Here is a 24,550-nt window from a genome sequence, read left to right as displayed (position 1 = left end):
GGGCTGGGAGCCATCCATGATGGCCACGCAGGAGTTGGTGGTACCCAGGTCGACCCATGCGTCGCCGTTGCCGCCGTTGACGATGGAAAACGGAACCATTTTCTTGTCTTTGGCGACTGCGGCGTCGTCGAACCGGCGGCCGATCAGGCGCTTGACACCAAACACGGTGTTGTCGGGGTTGGTGACAGCCTGGCGCTTGGCGGGCTGGCCGACCAAGCGTTCGTCGTCGGTGAAGGCAACAATAGACGGGGTGGTGCGTGCGCCCTCGGCGTTTTCAATCACGCGGGGCTGGGAGCCATCCATGATGGCCACGCAGGAGTTGGTGGTACCCAGGTCGATGCCGATAACTTTGCTCATTTGCGATCCCTTTTTACTACTCAAGGCGATTACCCGAGGCCTGAACCCGTTGCGGCATCCTGGCCCCGATGGAAGTTGCGGTTTGGTCTGCACCTTGCCGCGTCCCGGCGTATATAGGGAGCAGAAAACGCCCCTGCAAGCGCTCAGACACGCGTTGATGCGTGAATCAATGCGCTTTTTTGCAAGGGTCATGGTTAAGGATGGATGAACGGCAATGACCTTGCTGCGTGTGCGCGGATTTGATGTCTACAAGGGGTTTTTGAGTCCGGCCCGACAGGCGGGGCTGATCGATGCTTTGCGGCCGGTGCTGAAGGCGGCGCCGCTGTTCTCGCCCAAGGTGCCGGGGGGCGGGCAGATGTCGGTACGGATGACCTCGGCCGGGCGGTTCGGCTGGTATTCGGATGCCGCGGGCTACCGCTATGCTGAACAGCATCCGTCCGGGCGGGAGTGGCCCGCGGTCCCGGAGGCGGTGCTGGAGATCTGGCGGCAACTGACCGGGCTGGAGCGGCAGCCGGAATGCTGCCTGCTGAACTATTACGGCGAGGGGGCCCGGATGGGGATGCATCAGGACAAGGATGAGGCGGATTTCTCCTTTCCGGTGGTCTCGGTCTCGCTGGGCGATGATGGGCTGTTCCGAATCGGCAACCGCAGCCGCGGTGGCAAGACGGAAACGGTGTGGCTGAACTCGGGCGATGCGGTGGTGATGGGCGGGGAGGCGCGGCTGACCTATCACGGGGTGGACAGGATCCGGTTCAAATCCTCGCGGCTGCTGCCGAAGGGCGGGCGGATCAATCTGACACTCAGAGTGGTCGTGTGAGGCCGGCGGGGCGCAAAAGTTTTCCGGAGAACTTTTGCCAAGACTTTTTAAAAAGTTTTGGCTCAGCTGCGGCGGCTACCGCCGCGCGCTCCAGCTGACGGACACCTGGCGGCGCGTGTAGAATTCGCCCATCAGGCCTATGACGATCAGTACCAGCGCTACCCAAGCAGCATACTGCCAGGAACTGAAATGCGGGTTGTAGTTGATAAAGACAAAGCCGCGGGCCTGGTCGATGCAATGAAACAGCGGGTTCCAGTCGAACATGGCAAGCATGAAACTGGGCAGTGTGTTGGCCAGGAACATCTTTCCCGACGCGATCATGTTGGCGCGCTGATAGATCATCGTCAAAATGCTCACCAGCCCAGGCGCCCAGGGTTTCAACACCAAGAACACCAGTCCGACAGAGGCGCCGGTGATCCAGGCGAGTAATATCATGCCAAAGGCGGGTATGGGCTCTTCGATATGCACCGGCGTGAATGCGACGTGGTAGACAAATAAGATGATGAACAGTGACAGCACTTGGATGTATAGCGCGCCGATTGCGGCAGATAGAATGGCCACCATCGTGTTCATCGGTGCATGCTGCATCATCGGGCTGCTGGGCCCCTCGGCGCTGGCAACGGCGCCGACTGTTTTGGTATGAACCATGAACAGAAACACACCGGACATAACATAAAGCAGAAAGTCACCGCGAATGGCAGAGCCGCGCAGGCCCAGCAGCGCGAACATTGCAAAAAACGCCCCCACAAAGAGGACGGCCTGCAGGATGTTCAGAGCCAACGCTGCAAAGGCATTGTTGTGTTTGGAACGGACGCTGCGCACAACCGAATGGAATACCACCTCGCTAAGTGTGAGGAGCCCGGACAACGAGGATTGCTGCGTGCGCTGCTGAAACATGAGACCTGTATTCTCTGCTCGAATTTGATGCGGCTGCTTGCCGTTCTGTTATCTGCGCATCATAAGGGGCAAGAGGCAAATTTTCAATTAAACCCGTGTTAGGGAGATCTGCGTGACGTATGAAGACCTGGTGCCCGTGATCCGCCGCCTGGCAATAGAGGCCGGTGCAAAGATCATGGAGATCTACAATTCTGACGATTTCGACGTGAAGGTGAAGTCTGACGAAAGCCCGGTAACGGCAGCGGATGAAGCTGCAGATGCGCTGATCTCGGCCGGGCTGCGGGCGGCCTTCCCGGACATGATGCTGGTCACCGAAGAACAGTCGGAATCGCACAAAGAGCGCGGCGATACCTTTCTGATCGTCGATCCGCTGGACGGCACCAAGGAATTCATCCACCGCCGCGGCGATTTCACAGTGAACATCGCGCTGGTGGAAAAAGGCGTGCCGACCCGCGGCGTGGTCTATGCACCGGCCAAAGAACGGATGTTCTTCACCCTGGCGGATGGCAGCGCGGTCGAGGAAACCGGCGCGTTTGATGCAGAGACCATTGGTGAAACCCGCCCGATCCGGGTTGCCAGCAGTGATAACGCCGCGCTGATGGTAGTGGCGTCGAAATCGCACCGCGACCAAGCAACGGACGATTACATCGGCAAGTACAATGTGAAGGACAGCAAGAGCGCCGGCTCCTCGCTGAAATTCTGTCTGGTGGCTACCGGTGAAGCGGACCTGTATCCGCGTGTCGGCCGCACCATGGAATGGGACACTGCTGCCGGTCACGCAGTGCTGGCGGGCGCCGGCGGCAAAGTGGTGCGTTTTGACGATCATTCCCCGCTTGTCTACGGCAAGGAAGGCTATGCAAACCCGTTCTTCATCGCCTATGCCCCGGCAGTGGAGCTGAAGAAAGCCTGATGTCTGTCCTGATCGTCATCCCCGCCCGCTATGCCTCGACCCGTTATCCTGGCAAGCCGCTGGTGCCGCTGACCGGTGCCACCGGTGAGGCCCGCACGCTGATAGAGCGCTCCTGGCGGGCGGCCTGTTTGGTGCAGGGTGTGGACCGGGTGGTGGTGGCGACGGATGACGATCGCATCAAACAGGCCGCCGCAGCATTTGGCGCCGAGGTGGTAATGACCTCGGAAACCTGCGCCAACGGCACCGAGCGCTGCGCCGAGGCACATGCGGCGCTGGGCGGCGGTTATGAGATTGTGGTGAACCTGCAGGGCGACGCCCCGCTGACCCCGCATTGGTTTGTCGAGGATCTGGTGGCAGGGCTGCGGGCGGCACCCGGCATGGGTCTGGCGACACCGGTGCTGCGCTGCAATGGCGAGACGCTGAACAGTCTTCTGGCCGATCGCAAGGCCGGCCGGGTTGGCGGCACCACCGCAGTATTTGCCGAAGACCGCAGTGCGCTCTATTTCACTAAGGAAGTGGTCCCGTACTGCGCGCAGACCTTTGGTGATGGCGAAAATACGCCGGTCTTTCACCATGTCGGCGTCTATGCCTACCGCCCGGACACCTTGGCGGCGTATTCTGGCTGGACGGCGGGGCCGCTGGAGACACTGGAAGGGCTGGAGCAGCTGCGTTTCCTGGAGAACGGCCGCAAGGTTCTGTGTGTCGAAGTCGAGGCCCGCGGGCGCGAGTTTTGGGAGCTGAACAACCCGGAAGATGTCTCGCGGCTGGAGGCAATGATGAAGAAGATGGGTCACGAGTAGGCGAAGAATGGTAAACTGCACTGAACACAAGTAAGAACACACTGATTGGATGCAGCCCGGGGCCGCTGGCAGCCGCATCGCGAATTGTTGGGGACAGCCAGGTCTAGCGGAGCTTCACTCTTTATCGAGGGTGAGTGAAGGCGGTATCCGGCCTGGAATTTTAGTATTGAGAGAGCGCCATGCGTAAAAAAGTAACTAAGGCAATTTTTCCCGTTGCAGGCATGGGAACCCGTTTCCTTCCCGCAACCAAATCCGTTCCGAAAGAAATCATGACTCTGGTCGACCGGCCGCTGGTTCAATATGCCATCGACGAGGCGCGCGCGGCTGGGATCAAGGAGTTCATCTTTGTCACGTCGCGCGGCAAAGGTGCGTTGGAGGACTATTTCGACCATTCGCCGGTCCTGGAGCAGGAACTACGTAAAAAGGGAAAACAAGATCTGCTGGATTTGCTGCAAGGCACCAATATGGAATCCGGTGCTATCGCCTATATCCGGCAGCACAAGGCGCTGGGCCTGGGCCATGCGGTCTGGTGCGCCCGCCGGCTGATTGCTAATGAGCCCTTTGCGGTGATCTTGCCTGACGATGTGATCGCAGCGGAAAAACCCTGCCTGCAGCAGATGGTTGAAGCCTACGAGGAAACCGGCGGCAACATGGTGGCTGCGATGGAGGTTCCGCCTGAAAAGACCTCGTCTTACGGTGTGCTTGACGTGAAGGACGACATGGGCCAAGTGGTTGCGGCCAATGGGATGGTAGAGAAGCCAAGCGCAGGTGAGGCGCCGTCGAACCTGGCTGTGATCGGCCGCTATATCCTGTCGCCTTCGGTTCTAAAGAACCTCAACAAGATGAAATCAGGTGCAGGCGGCGAGATCCAGCTGACCGACGCCATCGCCGAGGATATCGCGCAGGACGTACCGGTTTACGGCTACCGGTTCCGCGGCCAGCGGTTTGATTGCGGTTCCAAGGCAGGTTTCTTGCAGGCCACGGTCGCATTCGCGCTGGCGCGGGAAGAGCTGCGGGATGATCTGATGAACTACATTTCCGAGATCGCGCAGGTTGGCAAGGCCGCGCAATAACCACTCTGGCCGCCCTTCCGGGGCGGCCCCGCATGGGGCAGAGACAGTGACACATATTCTTGTGACCGGCGGAGCCGGCTATATTGGTTCGCATGCCTGCAAGGCGCTGAAAGCGGCGGGCTATACCCCTGTAACCTACGACAATCTAGTGACGGGCTGGCAGAACGCGGTGAAGTTCGGCCCGTTTGAAAAGGGCGACCTGAATGACCGCGCCCGGCTGGATGAGGTGTTTGCCAAGTACCAGCCGGCAGCGGTGATGCATTTCGCGGCGCTCAGCCAGGTTGGCGAAGCGATGAACGAGCCAGGCCGCTACTGGGCTAACAACACCGGCGGCTCGCTCAACCTGATCGAGGCCGCGGTGGCGGCGGGCTGCCTGGATTTCGTGTTCTCCTCGACTTGCGCCACCTATGGCGAGCATGACAATGTTGTGCTGGACGAGAACACACCTCAGCTGCCGCTGAATGCCTATGGCGCCTCCAAGCGTGCGGTGGAGGATATCCTCAAAGATTTTGGAGCTTCGAACGGGCTGCGTTCAGTGATTTTCCGCTATTTTAACGTGGCGGGCGCGGATCCCGAAGCTGAAGTGGGCGAGTTCCACCGCCCCGAAACTCATCTGGTGCCGCTGGTGCTGGATGCTGTTGCAGGCAAGCGCGATGCGCTGACCATTTTCGGCACCGATTACGATACTCCGGACGGCACCTGCATCCGCGACTATGTGCATGTCTGCGATCTGGTGGACGCGCATGTGCTGGGGCTGAAGTGGCTGGAAGCGGGCAAGGAAAGTCAAGTTTTCAACCTGGGCACCGGTTCTGGCTTTTCCGTGCGCGAAGTGATGGACAAGGCTGAGGCGGTGACTGGTCAAAAGGTGCCTTGCAACACAGGTGAGCGACGGGCGGGAGACTGCACCAAGCTGGTGTCGGGCTCGACCCGGGCAGTCACTGATCTGGGTTGGGAGCCGCGCCGCTCGACCCTGGAGGTGATGATCGCCGACGCTTGGGAGTGGCATAAGACAGGTCACTACGAGGCCTGAGCATGACATGACGCGCTCCGCTGCCGCTGACATGCCGCCCCTGGGACTCGCTGGGGCCTACCGGATGCGGTGGAAACGGCGGCGGATGCTGTGGCGGGCGTTGCGGGCCCGGCGCCAGATGCGCAAAATTGCTGACCGTACAGGCCAGATCCCCGCGAACGGGGTTCTGGTCTTTATCGTTTTGCGTAACGAGATCAGCCGCCTGCCTTTTTTCCTGGCGTTTTACCGGCGGCTGGGTGCCGCGCATTTTCTGATTGTCGACAATGGCAGCGATGACGGCAGTGCAGAGCTGCTGGCAGACCAGCGCGATGTCTCTGTGTGGCAGACTGCTGCCAGCTACCGGGAAGCGCGCTTTGGCTTGGACTGGCTGGGCTGGCTGCTGATCCGCTACGGCCATGGTCGCTGGTGCCTGACGGTGGATGCGGATGAGCTGCTGGTCTATTCCGGCATGGAAAGTCACGGGCTGGACGACCTGACGCAAAGTTTGGAGCAGCAAGGGCGCCAGGGCTTTGGCGCGCTGATGCTTGATCTCTATCCGAAGGGGCGGCTGGGCGCGCAAAGCTATGTGCCGGGCCAGAACCCTTGTGACGTGCTGCAGTGGTTTGATGCGGGGCCATACCGGGCCGTTCGGCAGCAGCCGATGGGCAACCTTTGGGTTCAGGGCGGCGCCCGCGAGAGAATGTTTTTTCAAGAGCAGCCGGAACGGTCCCCGACACTGAACAAGTTGCCGCTGATCCGCTGGAACCGCCGCTATGCCTACATGAACTCAACCCATTCGCTGCTGCCGCCGCAGATGAATGTGCTTTATGGCGGGCCAGGAGGGACGGAGCCCTCAGGAATACTGCTGCACACCAAGTTTCTGCCCGAGATTGTTTCCAAGTCAGCAACAGAAAAACAGCGGCAGCAGCACTTTCACACACCGCAACAGTTTGACGGCTACTATGATGGGATCTCGGGGACTCCGGATTTGTGGTATTCTGGATCAGTTCAGTACCAAGATCCGGAACAGCTGGCAGAGCTTGGGCTGATGACTCCGATCATCTGGTGAATTGCCGAACGGCCACTGAACTGTTGCAGCCAGGCCGTGCGGATGCGTAACTGTTTCTAAATTCGTTGTTAATACAATATTCCCGTGACATATTGCGCGGAAACTTGAGGCAGGTCCTGTTAGGCCTGAACGGGTGAGCGCGCTCCCTGGATATTGGTTTGGAGTGAACGTGGGGCTTTGGGATTCTTACCGGATGCGGTTGCGGCGCAAGCGGCGTCTGATCCGTGCGGTGCGCAAATCCAGTGAGCTGACCGTTGTGCAGGACAACACCAAAGCAATCCGGCCGGGGGATATCCTGCTGGTCTGCACCATGCGCAACGAGCAGATCCGGCTGCCCTATTTCTTGCAGTATTACCGCGGCATGGGGATCAATCATTTCCTGTTTGTCGATAATGGCTCCACCGATGGCAGCGCAGACTATCTGCGCGGCATGGGCGATGTTTCGCTGTGGCACACCACGGCGAGCTACAAGCGTTCAGGTTTCGGCATCGATTGGATGAACGGCCTTAAACGCAAATATGCGCATGGGCATTGGGTTCTGGTGGTCGATCCGGATGAGTTCTTTATCTACCCGTTCTGCGACACCCGGCCGATCCGCGCTCTCACCGACTGGCTGGACAATTCCGCGATCCGCAGTTTTTCGGCTATGCTGATTGATGTCTATCCCAAGGGCCGGATTGGCGAAGTGCCGTATCAGGCGGGACAGAATCCTTTGGAGATTGCCCATTGGTTTGACAGCGGCAACTACACGATCAGCCGCAACCCGGAATACGGCAATTTGTGGATTCAGGGCGGGCCGCGATCACGGGTCTTCTTTGCAGATCAGCCCCAACGGGCACCGGCGCTGAACAAGATACCGCTGGTCAAATGGCACCGCCGCTATGCCTATGCCAGCTCTACACACGCGCTGTTGCCGCGGGGATTGAACCAGGTCTATGAGGCTGACGGCGGCGAGAAGGCAAGCGGGGCGCTGCTGCATACTAAATTCCTCGATACCTTTACTATTAAGGCACAAGAGGAGCTGGTCCGCGGCCAGCATTATGCTGGGTCAACAGAATACAAGGCCTATGCAGGCAAGCTGTCGGAACAGCCAGAGCTGTGGTGCAAATGGAGTGAGAAATACATTAACTGGCGCCAGCTCGAAATTCTGGGAATGATGTCCAAAGGAAACTGGGCATGAGCGCGGTTGGGGTCGTCATGCTGGTGCACACCGCGCTGGATCGGGCGGTGCAGGTGGTGCAGCACTGGACAGCCAGCGGCTGCCCGGTGGTGCTGCATGTGGACCGCAACGTGGGGCATCAGGCGTTCACCCGCTTCAAAGACGCTCTGGCGAATGATCCCTTGGTCCGGTTCTCCGCCCGCCACCGGTGCGAATGGGGCACCTGGGGGATTGTTGCAGCTTCGCAATCGGCATCCGAGGTGATGCTGGCGGAGTTTCCGCACGTGCGGCATGTCTATCTGGCTTCCGGGTCGTGCCTGCCGCTCAGGCCGGTGCAGGAGCTGATCGATTATCTGGCGGCCCGCCCGCGCACCGATTTCATTGAAAGCGCTACCACCGCGGATGTGCCGTGGATTGTCGGTGGTCTCAGCCATGAGCGGTTCACCCTGCGGTTCCCGTTTTCCTGGAAAAAACACCGCTACCTGTTTGACCGCTACGTGGATCTGCAACGCAAGCTGCGCATCAGGCGCCGGATCCCTCCCGGGCTTGTGCCGCATATGGGCAGCCAGTGGTGGTGTCTGACCCGGCAAACCCTGTCGGCGATCCTGGAAGACCCGGAACGTCCGGTTTATGATGCCTATTTCCGCAAGGTTTGGATTCCGGATGAGAGTTATTTCCAGACTTTGGTACGGCAGTATTCCAGCAATATCGAAAGCCGCTCGCTGACGCTGTCGAAATTCGATTTCCAGGGTAAACCGCATATCTTCTACGATGACCATTTGCAGCTTCTGCGCCGGTCCGATTGCTTTGTTGCCCGCAAGATCTGGCCTCATGCAGAACGTCTGTATCAGGCGTTTCTAACCGACTCTGCTGGCGCGATGAAGCGGACTGAACCGAACCCAGGCAAGATCGACCGGATTTTCGCCAAGGCGGTAGAGCGGCGCACCCGCGGCAGGTCTGGACTATACATGCAAAGCAGGTTCCCAGGCCATGGTTCGGAGAACGGCATCACTTCCAGCCCGTATTCAGTCTTTCAAGGCTTTACCGAACTGTTCGATGATTTTGAAACCTGGCTGGCTCGAACCACCGGGGCACGTGTTCATGGGCACATATTTGCACCGGAAGGGGCGGCGTTTTCCGAAGGGCAGAGCCTGGTCAATGGTTGCCTCAACGGCCATGCCAGGATCCGCGACTATAATCCGGAAAGCTTTCTTACCAGCCTGATTTGGAACACCCGCGGCGAACGCCAGTGTTTTCAGTTCGGGCCAGGGGACAATCAGGCAGTGAACTGGATGATGGCGCGGGATGCAAATGTGCAGATCTCTGTCATCAGCGGTGCCTGGGCAGTGCGGCTGTTCAAATCCAACCGTAATTTTACAGAACTCCGGCAGGAAGCGGCAAAGCTGCAGCAGACCGAGGCTGAGCAATTGCAAATCCTGCGCTCGCAATGGACCAAGGCACGGGTGCGGATCTGGAGCATGGCGGAGTTCGTAGAGGCGCCAATGGAACCATTGCAGACGATCATTGACGAAATCGGTCCCCTTGCGGCGCGTCATCTGAGCGAGGCCCCCAAAATGACGGACCTTGAGGGCTTTGGGCAGTTTTTGCAGAACCTGAAGAACCAGGGCATGCATCCCTATTTGATGGGGGATTTCCCGGTTGAGCAAAGCCCGGTCAGCCTCTCCAAGCCACAACGCAAACCCTATCTGGTGCGATAAGTTCTGATGTCTGATTCCTCGTTTGATTACTTTGTCGTCTTTGCTGAAATGCGGACGGGCTCCAATTTTCTGGAAACCAATCTGAATGCATTTGACGGGCTTGCTTGCCACGGCGAAGCTTTCAATCCGCATTTCATTGGGTATCCGAACATGAACGATATCCTGGGGGTGACACAGGCCATGCGGGAAGCGGATCCAGCCCGGCTGATCCAGAAGATCAAGACAGACCCAAGGGCGCTGGGCGGCTGCCGCTACTTCCATGACCATGATCCGCGGGTGCTGGATCTGATGCTGGAGGATCCGCGCTGTGCCAAGATCATCCTGACTCGCAACCCGCTGGACAGTTATGTGTCCTGGAAGATTGCCAAGGCAACCGGGCAGTGGAAGCTGACTGATGTAAAGCGCCGCAAGGAAGCCAAAGCGCGGTTTGATGCGGCGGAATTTTCCGCCCATGTAGAGGCGTTGCAAGATTTCCAGGTCACGCTGTTGAACCGGCTGCAGTCGCTGGGTCAGACAGCGTTTTACGTGGCCTATGAGGATCTGCAAAGCGTTGAGGTGATGAACGGGCTGGCGCGCTGGCTGGGAGTGTCCCAGCGGCTTGAGGCGCTGGATGAAAGCCTCAAGCGGCAGAACCCGGCGCCGGTGCTGGCCAAGGTGGCAAACCCTGACGCAATGCAAGAGGCACTTTCGGGCATGGACCGCTTCAACCTGACCCGCACCCCGAATTTCGAGCCGCGTCGCGGCCCGGCGGTTCCTGGTTATGTGGCGGGGGTGGTGACGCCGCTGTTATACTTACCGCTCAAGGGCGGGCCGGAGAGAGAAGTTGTGCAATGGATGGCCGGGCTGGATCACGTGGCGCCGGAAGGCCTGATCCAGGGTATGAATCAGAAACAACTGCGCCAATGGAAACGCGGCAATAAAGGGTTCCGCAGCTTTACCGTTCTGCGCCACCCTGCGGCGCGGGCCCATGCGGTGTTCTGTCATCGGATCCTGAATGCCGGCGAGGGCAGCTTTCGGGCCATTCGCAATACGCTGCGGCGGCAGTTCGGGCTAGTTTTGCCGGAGGAAGGGCCGGACGACGGCTATACCCGGGCGCAGCACCGGGACGCTTTTGCCGGTTTTCTGAATTTTGTCCGGGCCAATTTATCAGGGCAGACGTCGATCCGTGTGGATGCGGAATGGGTCAGCCAGAGCCAGGTACTGGCCGGGTTTGCTGAACTCGGGCCGCCGGACCTGCTGATCCGGGAGACAGAGATGAGTGAAGATCTGCCTGCACTGGCTCGCAGGCAGGGCCGGATGGAGCCGGGAACGTTGCCGGCTGTTGCGCCGCAGGTGCCCTTTGCATTGGATGATATTTACGACGCGGATCTGGAGGCGCTGATCGCCTCCGTTTACCAGCGCGACTATCTGGCGTTTGGCTTTGGTCCCTGGCGTGCAGGCTGATCCGGCAGCATTGATGCAAGCGAAATGTTACCGTGTCCGACGGAGGTTTGGCTGGGACAAACCGTCCGGGACGGCCTTGGGCCTGGCGTCGCACGGGGTGCGGCGAGAGCGCGGATCTGTCCAAGTTTTGGAAACATCTGGCAATCGGACGCTGCCGCGCGGGGCTGGACCGTGCCGGGCCCAACGGGAAGAGTGCCGCCGGATGGCGGCCGATGACGGGCGGGAGAGTTTGCGGAGAATGAGCAGCGGAAAGGCGGTTCCTGGCGGCAAGCACGCGGGCAGCAAAGCCGGAAAAATCAGGCGCGGGCAGGCACAACGCAGCGGTCAGGCCGCTTGGACGGACTGATCTTCTGTCAGAATAGTGTAAAGCGTTGCCGGGTCGTGGTTGGCGCGCAGCTTGGTGCAGAAGCTTTGTTCGCGCAGGGTGCGTGACACCAGCGCCAGCGCTTTCAGATGCTCGACGCCGGCATCTTCTGGAGCAAACAGGGCAAAGGCGATATCCACCGGCTGGCGGTCCACGGCTCCGAAGTCCAGCGGCTTCTCCAGGATCAGGAAGATGCCGCGGACTTCGCTGACAGTGTCCAGCCTGGCATGCGGCAGGGCGACGCCATGGCCAACCCCGGTGGGGCCAAGGCTTTCGCGGTCCAGCAAAGCTTCAACCGTCGCCTGGGCGTTCAGCCCATACGCAAGTTGAGCAATGTCTGCGATTTCCTGGAACAAGCGCTTCTTGCTTGAGACCGCACCGATTACCCGGACGGCCTCTGGCTTGAGGATGCTGGAAATCTGCATATGTCTGCTCCGTTCCGGCGCCCCCTCTGGGGCGCCGATGCCTTAGATGTGATTACGGATCGATCCAGCCGATGTTGCCGTCTTCGCGGCGGTAGACCACATTCAACCCGTCTTTGCCTTCTTTGCGGAAAACCAGAACCGGTGCCCCTGCCAGCTCCATCTGCATCACCGCCTCGCCGACCGACAGCGACGGTATGCGGGTTTCCATTTCGGCGACGATGATCGGCTGCAGCGAGTCCGGTTCGGAATCCGCTTCCTCAGAGGCGAGGATATACGAATTGGCGCCCAGATGTTCAACCGGTTCGCTGCGGTCCTTGTGGTGATCCTTCAGCCGGCGCTTGTAACGGCGCAGTTGCTTTTCCATTTTTTCGCAGCAGGCATCGAATGCTGCATAAATTTCGGTCTCGTGCGCCTTGGCCTGAGCGCTCAGCCCGGTCGACAGATGGACAGTGGCTTCACACACATATTCATGCGCCGAACGGGAAAAGACCACTGTCGCATCGGTCGGCCGTTCTGCATATTTCTGCACGGCCGAACCCAGCTCGTTCTGCACGTGGACTTGCAGAGCTTCGCCGATGTCGATCTGTTTACCGCTGATTTTGTAACGCATGTGATCTCCTTTACGAATTATTGCGGCCGGGCCTGCCGCCAAGGCAATCCTTGGCGGTGTCACATCAGGTCCGGAACCGGGGGGCAGGCCAGGCAACCGGTTGCATCCATCCGGGCCTTGTCGCCAAGGCTGTTAAGCGGATTGCATCGGTCTGCGCGTATGCCATGGGTCAATTCGACGGCAAGACAGCGGGAGAGTCAATGGATAACCCCGAAAAAAGAAACATGCGTTTCAGGCATATTTTGCGGTTGTCTGATGCAGTCTGCCGGGGTCAGGAAATGCGGAAGTTGTCGCCGAGGTAAACCCGGCGGACGTTTTCGTTTTCAACCACTTCCTCGGGGCTGCCAGACATCAGCACCTGGCCGTCATGCAGGATATAGGCCCGGTCCACGATCTCCAGGGTCTCGCGCACGTTGTGGTCGGTGATCAGCACCCCGATACCGCGTTTCTTGAGGTCAGAAACCAAGTGGCGGATATCACCGACCGAGATCGGGTCAACGCCTGCAAAGGGTTCGTCAAGCAACAGGTATTTCGGATCTGCGGCAAGGCAGCGGGCAATCTCGACCCGGCGCCGTTCACCGCCTGACAGCGCCAGGGCAGGCGCGCGGCGGAGGTGTTCGATCGAGAAATCAGACAGCAGCTCTTCCAGCCGCTCGCGGCGCTTGTGTTCGTGCTTTTGCGAGATATCCAGAACGGCAGAGATATTGTCCTCGACCGACAGGCCGCGGAAGATCGACATCTCCTGCGGCAGATAGCCGATGCCCAGCCGCGCGCGGCGGTACATTGGCAGGCCCGTCACGTTCTGGCCGTCGATGCTGACGGTGCCCGCTTCGGGGAAGACCAGGCCTGCAATGGCGTAGAAGCTGGTGGTTTTGCCAGATCCATTGGGACCCAGCAGCGCCACCACTTCACCGCGGTTCAGCGACATCGACACGTCCCGGATCACCACCCGTTTGCGATAGGATTTACGCAGTTTTTCAATGCGCAGCCCGGAGGAGCCTTCGGTGACGGTCAGATCTGGTTTCGCCATCAGTTGCTGCCGCCGTCCGGGTTAAGGATTGTTTTCACCCGGCCGGCCATTTTGGCGGTCCCTGAGGTCAGGTTCACCTCGAGCCGGTTAGAGGCCAGGGTGCCGCTTTTCTGGTTCAGCAGAACATTGCCGGTCATAACGATGGTGCCCTGGTCGATGGTATATTCAGCGCGTTGTGCCTCGGCGGCGTCCGGGCCGCTGACCAGCACCACATTGCCAGTGGCTTCCAGCCGTTCAATGCCGGCCTTGGCATCTGTTTCGCCAGCGGTTTTGTAGATTACCAGAACTTTGTCTGCAGACAGCCGCATAATACCCTGAATAATGAGTACATTGCCGGTAAACTCCGCCGAGCCATTTGCTTGGTTAACTGCCAGGTTGTCGGCGGTGACTTCAACCGGCTGGCTGGGGTCAGCCTTGACGGCGCCAAAAGCGACGGAGGCCGTCTGCGCTGCCGCGAGGCCGGGAAATACCGCGAGCGGCAGGCAAAAAATCAATGCGCGCAAATAGGACACAGGTTATCTTTCCGGTTTCTGGGGATCATATAGCAGCTTAACCCCGTTTTTGAACAGCATATGGACCGGTCCGCCCTCGGTTTTCACGCCGATCCGCATTTTACCTGCGGTCAACTCGCCGATTGGGCCTGTCGCACGGACTGAACCGGGACTGTCGGCTTCCAACCCGCTAAGCGCTGTGTTCAGCTCTTCGGTCTCGACAATCAGCCCGTCTGCGGATGTGATCGTCACATTGCCTGTAAATCGCGCCATGTCCCGGCTTGGGTGGATCGCACCGCTTTCCGATTGAAGCGTGATCCTGCCGCCCTCAGCCAAGTCGAATTCAGCGGAAAGATCGCTGGCAACTGCGGGTGTGCCGTCGCCGCCCGGACGGGCGAGCGCAGCAGTGACCATAATTTCATCGCCCTGTGCAGTGGTGCCGGAAAAGAAAGGGGCAGTGACTTGCTGGCCCTTCATCCGCTCTTCGATTTCCTTTTGAGCAAAGGGGATTACCGCGTCGGTGTTCACCCCGCGGGAGATCAGGAACATGGTGGACATCAGAACCAGCGCGGCCAGCGGCAGCAGCACCTTAAGATAGGCAACGGCTCTGGAGTAGCTGTCCATGTTTTTGCTCCCCTGGCCTTGCGTCAGCCCAGGCCTGCGCGCAGGCAATCGTGGATGTGCAACAGACCCTCAGCCTTGCCGCCATTGTCCGGATCAACCACGAACAGGCAGGTGATCTTGCGCTGGTTCATCACGGCGACGGCCTCCTGGGCCATGGCTCCGGGGGCGATTGAAGCAGGGTTCGGGGTCATGACCTCGGCGGAAGACTTGTCCAGCAGGCCGTCCATGTGGCGGCGCAAATCGCCGTCTGTTATGATGCCGGCCAAGGATCCGTCTGCGGCAGCCACACCTGCCACTCCAAATCCCTTCTGGCTGATTTCGATCAGTGCATCTGACATCGGCGTGTCCTCAGTGACAAGCGGCAGGGCATCGCCAGCGTGCATCAGGTCGCGCACCTTGCTGAGCTGCGCCCCCAGTTTGCCGCCTGGGTGGAAGTCGCGGAAGTTTTCCGGGCGGAAGTCCCGGTGTTTCATCAGTGCTATTGCCAGCGCATCGCCCATTGCCAGTGTCAGGGTGGTGGAAATTGAGGGCACCATTCCAAATCCGCAGGCCTCGCCCAGCGAGGGGATTTGCAGGTGCACATCCGCTTGCTTCATCAGGGTGCTGTCCATCTTGCTCGACAGCCCTATGAGGGGAATTCCGAAGCGGCGGGTGAAAACCAGCAGATTGGCCAGCTCCGGCGCCTCGCCTGAGTTGGAGATCGCCAGCACCACATCGCCTTCGGAGAGCATTCCCAGATCCCCATGACTGGCCTCTGCCGGGTGCACGAAATAGGCCGGCGTACCGGTGGAGGCCAGGGTTGCGGCGATCTTGTGGCCGATATGACCGGACTTGCCGATGCCGCTGACGATGATGCGGCCCTTTGCCTGCAGTATCAGCTGCACCGCTTCGGCAAAGCGTTCGTCCAGGCCTTCGGCCAGGGTGTCCAGCGCCCTGGCTTCATCGGTGATCACCTGCCGTGCGGTGGCGAGGAGTTTTTCTGTGTCAGTCATGAGTGGGCAAAGATGTCGATTTCGGGCCAGCCGGCCAGGTCCAGCTTGGCACGCATGGGGAGGAAGTCAAAGCAGGCTTGCGCCATTTCGGTGCGGCCCTCGCGGGCCAGGCGCTTGTCCAGCGCCTTGCGCAGCTTGTGCAGATGAAGCACGTCGGAGGCGGCATACTCAAGCTGTGCTTCGGTCAGTTCTTCTGCGCCCCAGTCGCTCATCTGCTGCTGTTTGGATATGTCGACGGCCAAAAGCTCCTGGGTCAGGTTCTTCAACCCGTGCCGGTCTGTATAAGTGCGGACCAGACGGCTGGCGATCTTGGTGCAATAGACCGGTGCAGCGAGGGCACCGAAGGCGTGGTGCATCACGGCAATGTCAAAACGGCCAAAGTGGAACAGTTTCAGCACATTGGCATCTTTCAGCATCCGGCACAGGTTGGGCGCTTCAGTCTGGCCCTTTTCAACCTGCACGATATGGGCATTGCCGTCACCACCCGACATCTGAATCACGCAAAGCCGGTCACGGTGCGGATTCAGCCCCATGGTTTCGCAGTCAATTGCGACAACGGAACCGAGATCCAGCCCGTCGGGCAGGTCGTTCTTGTAAAGGTGGTTGGCCACTGGTGTTCCCTTTTGCTGATCAACGCGCCCACAGGTGCTGGAGTGGAGATAGGCGCTTTGGCGGCCAAACTCAACTGCAGCAGGGCAAGCAGGTTTACGCGGGCAGAAGCAAATTTTCACACACGGCACAGGGAAACAACTGAATGCACATGCCTGGTGAAATGGTGCCCAGGAGAGGACTCGAACCTCCACGTCCATACAGACACTAGCACCTGAAGCTAGCGCGTCTACCAATTCCGCCACCTGGGCAGGTGTCGTGGGACCGGCGTATAAGCGGAGTCGCAGGCAGCGTCAAATGAAAATGGACCAGCCTGCCTGGCAAAACCCGATCATCATCAATCACGGCCGTGTGGTACACAAGGTAAGACGGGTAGCCGTGGAATTTCGGACCAGTGCACAAGGCGGAGCGGCTTGTGAGCAAGACGATCAGTGATGACAAAAAACATGGACAATACAAGGCCTGCCCTCGCTGTTGAAGGGGCTTGTCACCAGTCGGCCAAAGTAGGTGTGTGACGTCTGTATTGGTTAGATTCCAATGCGGCACGTGTATCCTTCCCACGTCGCGAACATGGATTGCTAGTTCCTATACCAAGGGGCTGGGGAAGTGTTGCCCATGTACGTTGCGAAGGAGTTCCCATGTTCCGGGGCAGGCATTGTTGCCCTAGGTCAACGCGGGGTATGGCAAATGGAGGGGGTGGTGCCGGTGATAGGACTCGAACCTACGACCCCATCATTACGAATGACGTGCTCTACCAGCTGAGCTACACCGGCGCTGTTTTCTGCCTGCCGCTGAAAACAGTGCTGCCCGTTTAAACACTGCTTGAATGCCGCGCAAGTGGGGATCCTGCGGGTTTTTCTGGTTTCCCTCGGGCAGCGCAGGTGGTGCTGGGCAGCTCGCCAAACCGGTCGCGGTAGAGCTGGGAAAACCGGCCTAAGTGAGAAAAGCCGCAGTCATATGCAATGCTACTGACCGGCGTCTCGGCGGGCCGGGACAACAGAAGATAGTGAGCCAGATCCAACCGTAAATCGCGCAGATACGCCACCGGTGTTAAGCCATAGGCCTGACGGAACCCGGTTTGCAGAGTGCGGATACTGCATCCTGCCTCGGCAGCTATTTCTAAGACGGTTAAGGGATCTCCTGCATGCGCGTGAATGAAGTCCCGTGCACGGCGGACTTGTTGGCTGCTGCCGGCCGCTGCTCGCGGTGACAGAAGATGGCGGATGTTGCTTTTCTGATGAGTCAGGAATCCCAGGATCAGCTGCTCTTCGATCAATCTTTGCTGTAGAGGGCTCCAGGTACCGAACCCTGCCTGCGCGTCGGTGGCGTGGACACAGGCGGCAAATTGACGTGCCCAACGGTGCAAAGGCCCTGCCGAAACGGGAACGGCAATGTTGAAAATCACGGCTTCGGCCAGAGCAAGCCCGGCAGCGCGTTCCGCGATTTCATGCAACGCTTTCCGGTCGATCTGCAAAAGCAGCATCCGGCAATCGGCATGCCAGGTCATTTGAGTGGCCCGTGTCGGGTTCAGCACGGTGGCCATGCGGAAGTCCGAAACCTCGGTTTCTGCGCCGCTATTCACCTGCGCATGACCGTCGATGGGTATCTGCACCAGATAGAAATCCTGCAGCTCGCCGGGGTCGATCTGTACGGTGGATCCATAGCTGAGATAATTGAGAGAGAGGCTCTGCCCGCAGACATGGTTGTGGCGGGTGCCAAAGCCGCGGATCTGTCCTTTTGGTTGCAGCCGGTGATCACAGAATTTTTGCGCGACCAGCGAGCGCGCCTCATCAATGTCACGGCTGTGAAATTGCCGCCATGCGCGCAAGGGCTCGCGCCTGATTGATGCCTGTTGCGTGATCATTGATGCAGCCTAACACGGTTGCCCGTTCAGGCAATCACGGCAGGCTGCGCAATTTTGCGCATTTTGGATAATCCATTCGCAAATCCGCCCCTAGGCTGGAGGGAGGATAAAATGGGAGGAAAGCATGGCTTTGGATCAGGGAATTACCAGGGCGGCCGACGGGCTGGAGGGCTTGACCTGGAATGTAGTTGGCCACACCTACACGCCCAAGCTGCATTGTGAGAACGCATTTATTTGGCACGCGTTCATCCCGGATGGCACATTTGTGCCGCCGCACATTCACCCTGCCCAGGACGAGTGGATCACATTGCTGGAGGGCGCGTTGGAGGTGGAATTCGGCGGCGTTGTCTATCAGGCCGGACCGGGAGACACAGTGCGGATGCCGATGGGTATCGCGCATGGCATCTTCAACCGCTCAGGCGCTTCGGCCTCTTGCGTGTTTGGCGTCGCGCCGTCCCGCAAGCTGTATGAATTGTTTTGCGTGCTGGACGGCGTGACCGATCCGGAAGAACTGGTGCGGCTTTCGGCGCTGCATGAGGTCGACTTTCTGCCGCCCCCGGCTGAGTGACGGAGCGGGACATGGTAAAACGCAAAACGGTTGCCGTGATCGGCGGCGGAGTAAGCGGGCTGGCGGCAGCCAAGGCCTTTGCGGAAAAGGGGCATCAGGTTCTGGGGTTTGAGCGCAGCCATGACTTGGGTGGAGTGTGGGAGCCGTCGCGCTCCTATCCGGGGGTGCAGACGCAGTCGCCCAAGGAACTTTACTGCTATACTGATCTTCCGATGCCGCTAGAGTATCCAGAGTGGCCCAAGGGACCGCAGGTGCATGCCTATCTGCATTCCTATGCCAGCAAGCATGATCTGCATCACCTGTTTCAGCTGAACACAAACGTGCTGGAAATGGACCGGCGGCCGGACGGGCAGCCGGGCTGGCGGCTGGTGACAGAATCGGGTGGTGAAACCAATGTGCGGGATGTGGATTTTGCGGTGGTCTGCACCGGCCAGTTTTCGGAGAAGAACATCCTGACCCATCCCGGGCAGGACGCTTTCACAGAGCAGGGCGGGGAAGTGATGCATTCCTCGGAGTATCTCGATCCAGGCCATGCGCGCGGCAAGAGGGTGGTCGTGCTGGGCGGTTCAAAGTCTGCCACCGATGTGGCTGTGAATGCAGTGCAGAATGGTGCGCGGCAAGTGCATCTTGTCTATCGGCAGAATGTCTGGCGGGTTCCGTATTTCGTCGGCGGCATCAACTTTAAGAAGCTGCTTTATATGCGGGCGCAGGAGGTGCAGTTCAACTGTTGGGGCCGCAGCTGGCTGCACAAGGCCATCTATAGTCTGGCGAAACCGTTGATTTGGGTGAATTTCCGCGGGTTAGAGACGCTTTTGAAGCTTCAGCTGGGGTTGAAGAAGTGGGACATGGTGCCCGGCATGCCGATCGAAAAGGATGTATCCTGTTCGGTTCCGATTGTGACGCCGGGTTTGTTTGAAGGTTTCAAAAGCGGCTCGGTTATTCCGAGGCGCACAACAATTTCGCGGTATGAGGGTGATGAGGCGGTGCTGGAGAACGGCGATAGAATCGGTGCTGACCTGGTGATCTCGGCGGTCGGCTGGAAGCTTGGCATCCCCTATCTGGCCAAGCAGCATCTGGCCAAGCTGATCGAGGCTGATGGCCAGTACCGGACCTACCGGCTGTCGGTGAACCCGGACTTGCCGGAGATGGGATTTGTTGGTTTCAATTCCAGCTTCTGCACGATCCTATCGGCGGAAATGGTGGCAAACTGGCTGGTCCGCTATGCCGACGGCAAGCTGGCACGCCAGCCCACGCGGGCGGAAATGGAGAGCAATATCAGGATGATGCTTGATTGGCGCCGCAAGGAGCGGCCTGCCGCGCAGATCTATGGCGGCCTGTGCTCGGCGCCGTTCCATTTCAAGCATTTTGACGAACTGCTGATGGATATGGGGGCGACGCAGTGGAAGCGGTCCAACCCGATAGTTGAGCAATTTGCACCGCCGGATGCCAGTGCTTATGGCCGGTTCCTGGCGACGGCTCCGCAATACACGGTGGCCTGAAACCTGCCCTTGTGCCTGCCGGAAACGGCCGGCGCCTTCTTGCCTGAGCAGATGGATATCTGCTGTTGCGAAGCGCAGAATTCACATATTCGGGGAATGGTGCCCAGGAGAGGACTCGAACCTCCACGTCCATACGGACACTAGCACCTGAAGCTAGCGCGTCTACCAATTCCGCCACCTGGGCAGGTGTCGTGGGACCGGCATATAAGCCGGTTCGTAAGAAGCGTCAAACGGAAAATGCACGCAGGCGCCGAATTCCTGAAAAATTTGGTGACTTTTGATTTTTTCGATTTAAATCAACGTGTTGAAGAAATGTCTCCGACGTTGCGGCGGGCGTCAAAAATGATTTCTGGTTTGATCCTGCGCAAAGTGGCGCGGTTTGAAAAGGGGCATACCAAAGTCATGAAACAGATTGACCGCCTCCAAGCCCTTGGGCTGTTCGACAGCCGGGTGCCCCGCTACACATCTTACCCGACCGCGCCGGTGTTTACTGCAGCCGTTGGCGCCGCGGATCAGGCCCGCGAATTGCAGGCGCTGGATCCGGATGTGCCGGTTTCCGTCTATTTGCACATCCCTTTTTGCGAGCGTCTGTGCTGGTTTTGCGCCTGCCGCACACAAGGCACTCAGACGCTGAGCCCGGTAGAAAGCTATATTGGTACGCTGGAGCAAGAGCTGAAACAGGTGGCGCCTTTGCTTCCCAAGGGACTGCGGATGGGGCGGATGCATTGGGGCGGCGGCACCCCAACCATCCTGCCGCCCGCCTTGATCCACCGGCTTGCACAGGCGGTGAAGGCGGTTTTCCCGCAGACCGATAACTGGGAGTTCTCGGTGGAGATCGACCCGACCATGGTCGACCGGGAGAAAATCGCGGCGCTGGCGGCAGAGGGCATGAACCGCGCCAGCATCGGCATTCAGGACTTTGACCCGCTGGTCCAGCAGGCGATCGGACGCGAACAGCCGTTCGAAGTGACCAGGGCCTGTGTCGAGGACCTGCGCGCGGCGGGGATCACTTCTCTGAATGCCGATCTGGTCTATGGCCTGCCGCATCAGACGCAGGCGCGGATGGCGGATACAGTGGAGAAGGTGTTGAGCCTTGCACCCGACCGGCTGGCGCTGTTCGGCTATGCGCATGTGCCTTGGGTGGCCAAGCGGCAGAAGCTTATCAAGGAAGAGACGCTGCCGGACGATCTGGCGCGCTTTCATCTGGCCGGGCTGTCGGCCGAAAAATTTGCCGAGGCGGGCTTTACCGCCATTGGCATCGACCATTTCGCCAAGCCTGGCGACGGGCTGGAGGTGGCAGCGCGCACCGGGCATCTGCGCCGCAACTTCCAGGGCTACACCGATGACACCTGCCCGACGCTGATCGGATTCGGGGCGTCCTCGATCTCCCGCTTTGCCGGCGGCTATATCCAGAACGCAGCAGCCACGCCTGCGTATGTGCAGAGGGTCGAGGCGGGGCATTTGACTGGCGCCCGCGGGCATGTGATGAGCGATGAAGACCTGCTGCGCGGCCGCGCCATTGAGATGCTGATGTGCGAGTTTCGGCTGAACCGGGTAGAGTTGAAGCAGCATTTCGGGCACCTTGCAGCGATGCTGGATGCGGATCTGGCACAGATCGCGGCGCGGTTCGGCGATCTGGTGCAATTGGATGATGCGGCACTGAAGATCCTGCCCGAAGGCCGGCCGCTGACCCGGATTATCGCAAGCTGCTTTGATGCGCATGTGCCTGAAGGGGTGCGTTACAGCCGGGCCTCCTGAACCGGGAGCGGGGTGCTCCCGCCTGTTCCAAGGCCTCCTTCTGGAGGCCCCTCACAGTTGGGTGTGGCTCCTCTGTGCTGGCGCACAGCGCGGCCGCTCGTGTCACCGCATCTCATTGGCCGGCACAGTGTCATTTGCCGTGTATGCGGCTGTTCCTTGGCGCGGATTACTCTTGATGCGGGGAGGGTAAACGAACAATCTTGAAGGCACTTCAAGGCAGACTTGCCCGTGAAAGGTTTATCTGCGGAAAGCGCAGCGCAGCTGCCTGGCCCAAGGCCGCCAAGGGGTTCCGGCGCAGCCGGGGCACCTGCGGGCGCGGGAGTGCCCCGGTGGCGAAGTGTCAGCCGTCTTTCACCAGCCGGAACCCCAGGTAATCCGGCGGCAGGCCAACGGCACAGCCGCCGACGCTGGCGTCGCGGATAAAGTCGATCACAACCGCCCGGTGGCGGCCGCCGGTGATGCGGGCGCTGCAGTAGGGATCACCCAAAGCGAGGCTGCCATCCTTCTGCACCTCGCCGTTCTGCATGCAGCCGCCGGTCCATTCCCAGATGTTGCCGCCAAGGCCGGTGAGGCCGTTGCTATTTGCGCCGGGCTCGCTTTTAGGATTCTGCGTCGGCCCTGGCAATCCGCGCAGGGTGACGCCGCGGGCGTATTGGCGCAGCCAGCGCTGGGCCGGATCGCCGCTATCGGATTCGACCGCCTCATCGCCGAATACTTCTGCCGCAGCCAGCTGCCATTCGGCCTCGTCCGGCAGCCGCCAGCTCTGGCCGGTTTCCTTGGAATACCATTGGGCATAGGCGGTGGCATCATGCCAGCTGACGTGGGTTTGCGGCTGGCTGCCCTCCGCCGGGTTGGTGTCAGCCGTCTTGCAGGCACCCGCTGCCACACAGGCGGCATATTCTGCGGCGGAGACCTGGTGTTTCATGATCTCAAAACCTGCAACAGGACGCTGCTGTTCCGGCGGCACCACGCTTTTCCCGTTCCGGTGAAAATTGCCGATCGGGCGGTAGGCAATGGTATCCGCGGCGATGGATACGGTTTCCGTCAGCGGGGCCGGTTCCTTGACAGCGGAATACCAAAGGCCCGGCAGGCCAATGACAGCAGCAAGCCCGGCGGCAATCAGCTCAACTTTCATGTCTGCGTCCCCTTCAGGCAAAAACGGGCGGCCGCGTGCTGCGGCCGCCCAGTCCAGTGTCACGTCCGGCCTAAGCTCAAGAGCCGGAGTATTCAGTCGGGGCGACCACCTGTTCCATCAGGTCGTTGTTCCATTCACCTTCAACCACCACATGTGCGGTTGCGCCAAGGTTCACCGCCTCGATCAGATTGTGGTTCACATAGGCGTAGACTCCCGGTTGCAGGAATTCATAGAGCGCCGCGCCCGCGGAACCACCGCGAATGAACCAGGTTTCCAGATCGCGGTCCGGCACATTGTTGAACTTGCCCGCTTCCCAAACCAGGTCGCCGTGCCCGCCAATCAGATGCGGGCGGCTGTCGCGGTTGGCTTGGCTGTGAACAAACAGTACTTTCTCGCCCTGTTTGGCCTTCAGTGCGTTTTCGCCGGTCAGCGCCCCTACCGCGCCATTGAATACAACGTGGCTGGGGATCAGCCCGTTCATGACTTCAAGGGTATCGGGGTAGCTTTCACCGACATCTTCGTACCGGATGTAGTCGCCATTCCCGTCCTTCGGAATGTAGAACTCGTTTTCCCCGATATAGTAGACGCGGTCATATCTGACCGGATCGCCATTGTGGTCCGTAAGCCCGTTCCGCGGAAGAACCATGATTGATCCGGCCATACCGGCGACAACGTGCCATGGGATCATCGGGCCGCCTGGCGCGCAATGGTAGACAAAGGTGCCCGGCCGGGTTGCCTTGAACCGCAGCACAGTCTTCTCGCCCGGGTTCACCAAGGTCAGCGCGCCGCCGCCCAGAGCGCCGGTGGCTGCATGGAAGTCGATATTGTGCTGCAGCATGTTTTCCGGCGGGTTGATCAGGGTAAGCTCAACGTAATCGCCCTCGTGCACCACCATCATCGGTCCCGGAATCGATCCGTTGAAGGTCATGCCTTGCAGGTAAGCGCCTTGGTCGACCTCGATTTCCTTCTCGGCGATCTTCATCTCGAACTCGACGATGCGCGGCGCAGCGGGTGCCACCTGTTCGTGCTCGTGCACGAAGGGGGGGGGCAGCAGTTCACGCTTGATACGCTGCAGGCTGGACAGGTCCGCCGGTGCAGCGCTCTCGTGGACGGTGGTGCTTTCAGCTTTGGCGGCTTTGGCAAGTACAGGCAGCGCTGCTACGCCGGCTGCTCCCATAAGTGCGGCTCTGCGGGTCAGCATAGTGTTCTCCTTTTCGTGTCCCATTTGCCGTGTTGAGGAGACTCTATCGCTGGACCGGTTTGGGCTGGTTGCTCTCGATCAACCTTCGATAAGATTTCTCGATGTCAAGATAAGCTGTCTTTAAGATG

The 24,550-nt window shown here is 59.6% G+C and carries 24 protein-coding genes and 3 tRNA genes; 12 read left to right on the top strand and 15 right to left on the bottom strand.

Translation table 11 applies throughout. The features are described from left to right. Positions 1-357: Hsp70 family protein (locus A2I95_RS04315; protein ID WP_291728187.1), on the bottom strand; the 357-nt coding region annotated here is incomplete at its 3' end. Positions 358-571: 214 nt separating this feature from the next. On the opposite strand from A2I95_RS04315, the gene A2I95_RS04310 reads away from it, so the two are divergent. After that, positions 572-1,174: an alpha-ketoglutarate-dependent dioxygenase AlkB gene (locus tag A2I95_RS04310; protein ID WP_291728185.1), complete on the top strand. Its 603-nt coding sequence runs from the start codon at positions 572-574 to the stop codon at positions 1,172-1,174. A gap of 75 nt (positions 1,175-1,249) precedes the next feature. On the opposite strand, the gene A2I95_RS04305 is transcribed toward A2I95_RS04310, so the two are convergent. Further along, positions 1,250-2,071, bottom strand: coding sequence for an ABC transporter permease (locus A2I95_RS04305; RefSeq protein ID WP_291728183.1), 822 nt, complete (start codon positions 2,069-2,071; stop codon positions 1,250-1,252). Positions 2,072-2,183: 112 nt separating this feature from the next. On the opposite strand from A2I95_RS04305, the gene cysQ reads away from it, so the two are divergent. From cysQ to A2I95_RS04265, 8 genes are all read left to right on the top strand, one after another. Further along, a complete protein-coding gene (gene cysQ, locus A2I95_RS04300; protein WP_291728181.1) occupies positions 2,184-2,981 on the top strand; it encodes a 3'(2'),5'-bisphosphate nucleotidase CysQ in 798 nt (265 codons plus the stop codon). Then, complete coding sequence (locus tag A2I95_RS04295) at positions 2,981-3,781, top strand: 3-deoxy-manno-octulosonate cytidylyltransferase (protein WP_291728179.1); 801 nt, start codon at positions 2,981-2,983, stop codon at positions 3,779-3,781. Before cysQ ends, A2I95_RS04295 begins: the two co-directional genes overlap by 1 nt. A gap of 179 nt (positions 3,782-3,960) precedes the next feature. Continuing rightward, entirely contained in the window at positions 3,961-4,854 is an 894-nt protein-coding gene (galU, locus tag A2I95_RS04290) for a UTP--glucose-1-phosphate uridylyltransferase GalU (RefSeq protein WP_024092080.1), read from the top strand. A 46-nt stretch (positions 4,855-4,900) separates the two neighbouring features. Further along, positions 4,901-5,884, top strand: a complete 984-nt coding sequence (galE, locus tag A2I95_RS04285) for a UDP-glucose 4-epimerase GalE (RefSeq protein WP_291728175.1) — start codon at positions 4,901-4,903, stop codon at positions 5,882-5,884. Positions 5,885-5,891: 7 nt separating this feature from the next. Then, a complete protein-coding gene (locus A2I95_RS04280; protein ID WP_291728173.1) occupies positions 5,892-6,932 on the top strand; it encodes a glycosyltransferase family 2 protein in 1,041 nt (346 codons plus the stop codon). A 193-nt stretch (positions 6,933-7,125) separates the two neighbouring features. Continuing rightward, a complete protein-coding gene (locus A2I95_RS04275) occupies positions 7,126-8,112 on the top strand; it encodes a glycosyltransferase family 2 protein (protein WP_291728204.1) in 987 nt (328 codons plus the stop codon). Further along, on the top strand, positions 8,109-9,809 hold the full coding sequence (locus A2I95_RS04270; RefSeq protein ID WP_291728171.1) for a beta-1,6-N-acetylglucosaminyltransferase: 1,701 nt from the start codon (positions 8,109-8,111) through the stop codon (positions 9,807-9,809). The genes A2I95_RS04275 and A2I95_RS04270 overlap by 4 nt, the downstream gene beginning before the upstream one ends. Before the next feature lie 6 nt (positions 9,810-9,815). After that, a complete protein-coding gene (locus tag A2I95_RS04265) occupies positions 9,816-11,252 on the top strand; it encodes a nodulation protein NodH (protein WP_291728169.1) in 1,437 nt (478 codons plus the stop codon). A 324-nt stretch (positions 11,253-11,576) separates the two neighbouring features. Here A2I95_RS04265 and A2I95_RS04260 read toward each other — a convergent pair whose 3' ends face one another. From A2I95_RS04260 to A2I95_RS04215, 10 genes are all read right to left on the bottom strand, one after another. Next, complete coding sequence (locus tag A2I95_RS04260; protein WP_291728166.1) at positions 11,577-12,041, bottom strand: PTS sugar transporter subunit IIA; 465 nt, start codon at positions 12,039-12,041, stop codon at positions 11,577-11,579. Between the two features lie 52 nt (positions 12,042-12,093). After that, entirely contained in the window at positions 12,094-12,651 is a 558-nt protein-coding gene (raiA, locus tag A2I95_RS04255) for a ribosome-associated translation inhibitor RaiA (RefSeq protein WP_027257052.1), read from the bottom strand. 271 nt (positions 12,652-12,922) lie between these two features. Continuing rightward, positions 12,923-13,681, bottom strand: coding sequence for an LPS export ABC transporter ATP-binding protein (lptB, locus tag A2I95_RS04250; protein WP_291728161.1), 759 nt, complete (start codon positions 13,679-13,681; stop codon positions 12,923-12,925). After that, positions 13,681-14,193, bottom strand: a complete 513-nt coding sequence (lptA, locus tag A2I95_RS04245) for a lipopolysaccharide transport periplasmic protein LptA (RefSeq protein ID WP_291728159.1) — start codon at positions 14,191-14,193, stop codon at positions 13,681-13,683. Before lptA ends, lptB begins: the two co-directional genes overlap by 1 nt. Positions 14,194-14,196: 3 nt before the next feature. Beyond that, a complete protein-coding gene (gene lptC / locus A2I95_RS04240; RefSeq protein ID WP_291728157.1) occupies positions 14,197-14,796 on the bottom strand; it encodes an LPS export ABC transporter periplasmic protein LptC in 600 nt (199 codons plus the stop codon). 23 nt (positions 14,797-14,819) lie between these two features. Then, complete coding sequence (locus tag A2I95_RS04235) at positions 14,820-15,788, bottom strand: KpsF/GutQ family sugar-phosphate isomerase (RefSeq protein ID WP_291728154.1); 969 nt, start codon at positions 15,786-15,788, stop codon at positions 14,820-14,822. Next, on the bottom strand, positions 15,785-16,399 hold the full coding sequence (locus A2I95_RS04230) for a ribonuclease D (RefSeq protein WP_291728153.1): 615 nt from the start codon (positions 16,397-16,399) through the stop codon (positions 15,785-15,787). Before A2I95_RS04230 ends, A2I95_RS04235 begins: the two co-directional genes overlap by 4 nt. A gap of 162 nt (positions 16,400-16,561) precedes the next feature. Next, a tRNA-Leu gene (locus A2I95_RS04225) sits at positions 16,562-16,648 on the bottom strand. A 446-nt stretch (positions 16,649-17,094) separates the two neighbouring features. After that, positions 17,095-17,170: transfer RNA gene (locus A2I95_RS04220), tRNA-Thr, on the bottom strand. 38 nt (positions 17,171-17,208) lie between these two features. Beyond that, positions 17,209-18,261, bottom strand: a complete 1,053-nt coding sequence (locus tag A2I95_RS04215) for an AraC family transcriptional regulator (protein WP_291728151.1) — start codon at positions 18,259-18,261, stop codon at positions 17,209-17,211. 124 nt (positions 18,262-18,385) lie between these two features. On the opposite strand from A2I95_RS04215, the gene A2I95_RS04210 reads away from it, so the two are divergent. Beyond that, positions 18,386-18,829, top strand: coding sequence for a cupin domain-containing protein (locus tag A2I95_RS04210; RefSeq protein WP_291728149.1), 444 nt, complete (start codon positions 18,386-18,388; stop codon positions 18,827-18,829). Positions 18,830-18,840: 11 nt separating this feature from the next. Continuing rightward, positions 18,841-20,328: an FAD-dependent oxidoreductase gene (locus tag A2I95_RS04205; protein ID WP_291728147.1), complete on the top strand. Its 1,488-nt coding sequence runs from the start codon at positions 18,841-18,843 to the stop codon at positions 20,326-20,328. A gap of 97 nt (positions 20,329-20,425) precedes the next feature. Here A2I95_RS04205 and A2I95_RS04200 read toward each other — a convergent pair. Continuing rightward, positions 20,426-20,512, bottom strand: a tRNA-Leu gene (locus A2I95_RS04200). 218 nt (positions 20,513-20,730) lie between these two features. Between A2I95_RS04200 and hemN the strand changes: the two genes are divergently transcribed. Further along, on the top strand, positions 20,731-22,086 hold the full coding sequence (gene hemN / locus A2I95_RS04195; protein WP_291728202.1) for an oxygen-independent coproporphyrinogen III oxidase: 1,356 nt from the start codon (positions 20,731-20,733) through the stop codon (positions 22,084-22,086). 340 nt (positions 22,087-22,426) lie between these two features. Here the strand turns inward: hemN and A2I95_RS04190 are convergent, their stop codons facing one another. Both A2I95_RS04190 and nirK read right to left on the bottom strand, forming a co-directional pair. Further along, positions 22,427-23,221, bottom strand: coding sequence for an SUMF1/EgtB/PvdO family nonheme iron enzyme (locus tag A2I95_RS04190; protein WP_291728145.1), 795 nt, complete (start codon positions 23,219-23,221; stop codon positions 22,427-22,429). 76 nt (positions 23,222-23,297) lie between these two features. Continuing rightward, on the bottom strand, positions 23,298-24,422 hold the full coding sequence (nirK, locus tag A2I95_RS04185; RefSeq protein ID WP_291728143.1) for a copper-containing nitrite reductase: 1,125 nt from the start codon (positions 24,420-24,422) through the stop codon (positions 23,298-23,300). Positions 24,423-24,550 lie beyond the last annotated feature (128 nt).

It is taken from the genome of Leisingera sp. F5 (assembly GCF_001593695.1).
Note: the sequence above shows the minus strand (reverse complement) of the source record. Positions and strands in the feature narration are given on the sequence as shown.

Excerpts from the sequence above, each read along its gene's own strand:
- A2I95_RS04210 (WP_291728149.1), top strand. The coding sequence starts at position 18,386 with ATGGCTTTGGATCAGGGAATTACCAGGGCGGCCGACGGGCTGGAGGGC.
- A2I95_RS04280 (WP_291728173.1), top strand. The coding sequence starts at position 5,892 with ATGACGCGCTCCGCTGCCGCTGACATGCCGCCCCTGGGACTCGCTGGG.
- raiA (WP_027257052.1), bottom strand. The coding sequence starts at position 12,651 with ATGCGTTACAAAATCAGCGGTAAACAGATCGACATCGGCGAAGCTCTG.
- A2I95_RS04190 (WP_291728145.1), bottom strand. The coding sequence starts at position 23,221 with ATGAAAGTTGAGCTGATTGCCGCCGGGCTTGCTGCTGTCATTGGCCTG.
- A2I95_RS04235 (WP_291728154.1), bottom strand. The coding sequence starts at position 15,788 with ATGACTGACACAGAAAAACTCCTCGCCACCGCACGGCAGGTGATCACC.
- nirK (WP_291728143.1), bottom strand. The coding sequence starts at position 24,422 with ATGCTGACCCGCAGAGCCGCACTTATGGGAGCAGCCGGCGTAGCAGCG.
- galU (WP_024092080.1), top strand. The coding sequence starts at position 3,961 with ATGCGTAAAAAAGTAACTAAGGCAATTTTTCCCGTTGCAGGCATGGGA.
- A2I95_RS04295 (WP_291728179.1), top strand. The coding sequence starts at position 2,981 with ATGTCTGTCCTGATCGTCATCCCCGCCCGCTATGCCTCGACCCGTTAT.
- A2I95_RS04205 (WP_291728147.1), top strand. The coding sequence starts at position 18,841 with ATGGTAAAACGCAAAACGGTTGCCGTGATCGGCGGCGGAGTAAGCGGG.
- A2I95_RS04310 (WP_291728185.1), top strand. The coding sequence starts at position 572 with ATGACCTTGCTGCGTGTGCGCGGATTTGATGTCTACAAGGGGTTTTTG.
- A2I95_RS04270 (WP_291728171.1), top strand. The coding sequence starts at position 8,109 with ATGAGCGCGGTTGGGGTCGTCATGCTGGTGCACACCGCGCTGGATCGG.
- A2I95_RS04305 (WP_291728183.1), bottom strand. The coding sequence starts at position 2,071 with ATGTTTCAGCAGCGCACGCAGCAATCCTCGTTGTCCGGGCTCCTCACA.
- A2I95_RS04260 (WP_291728166.1), bottom strand. The coding sequence starts at position 12,041 with ATGCAGATTTCCAGCATCCTCAAGCCAGAGGCCGTCCGGGTAATCGGT.
- A2I95_RS04275 (WP_291728204.1), top strand. The coding sequence starts at position 7,126 with ATGCGGTTGCGGCGCAAGCGGCGTCTGATCCGTGCGGTGCGCAAATCC.
- A2I95_RS04215 (WP_291728151.1), bottom strand. The coding sequence starts at position 18,261 with ATGATCACGCAACAGGCATCAATCAGGCGCGAGCCCTTGCGCGCATGG.
- hemN (WP_291728202.1), top strand. The coding sequence starts at position 20,731 with ATGAAACAGATTGACCGCCTCCAAGCCCTTGGGCTGTTCGACAGCCGG.
- lptB (WP_291728161.1), bottom strand. The coding sequence starts at position 13,681 with ATGGCGAAACCAGATCTGACCGTCACCGAAGGCTCCTCCGGGCTGCGC.
- A2I95_RS04265 (WP_291728169.1), top strand. The coding sequence starts at position 9,816 with ATGTCTGATTCCTCGTTTGATTACTTTGTCGTCTTTGCTGAAATGCGG.
- lptC (WP_291728157.1), bottom strand. The coding sequence starts at position 14,796 with ATGGACAGCTACTCCAGAGCCGTTGCCTATCTTAAGGTGCTGCTGCCG.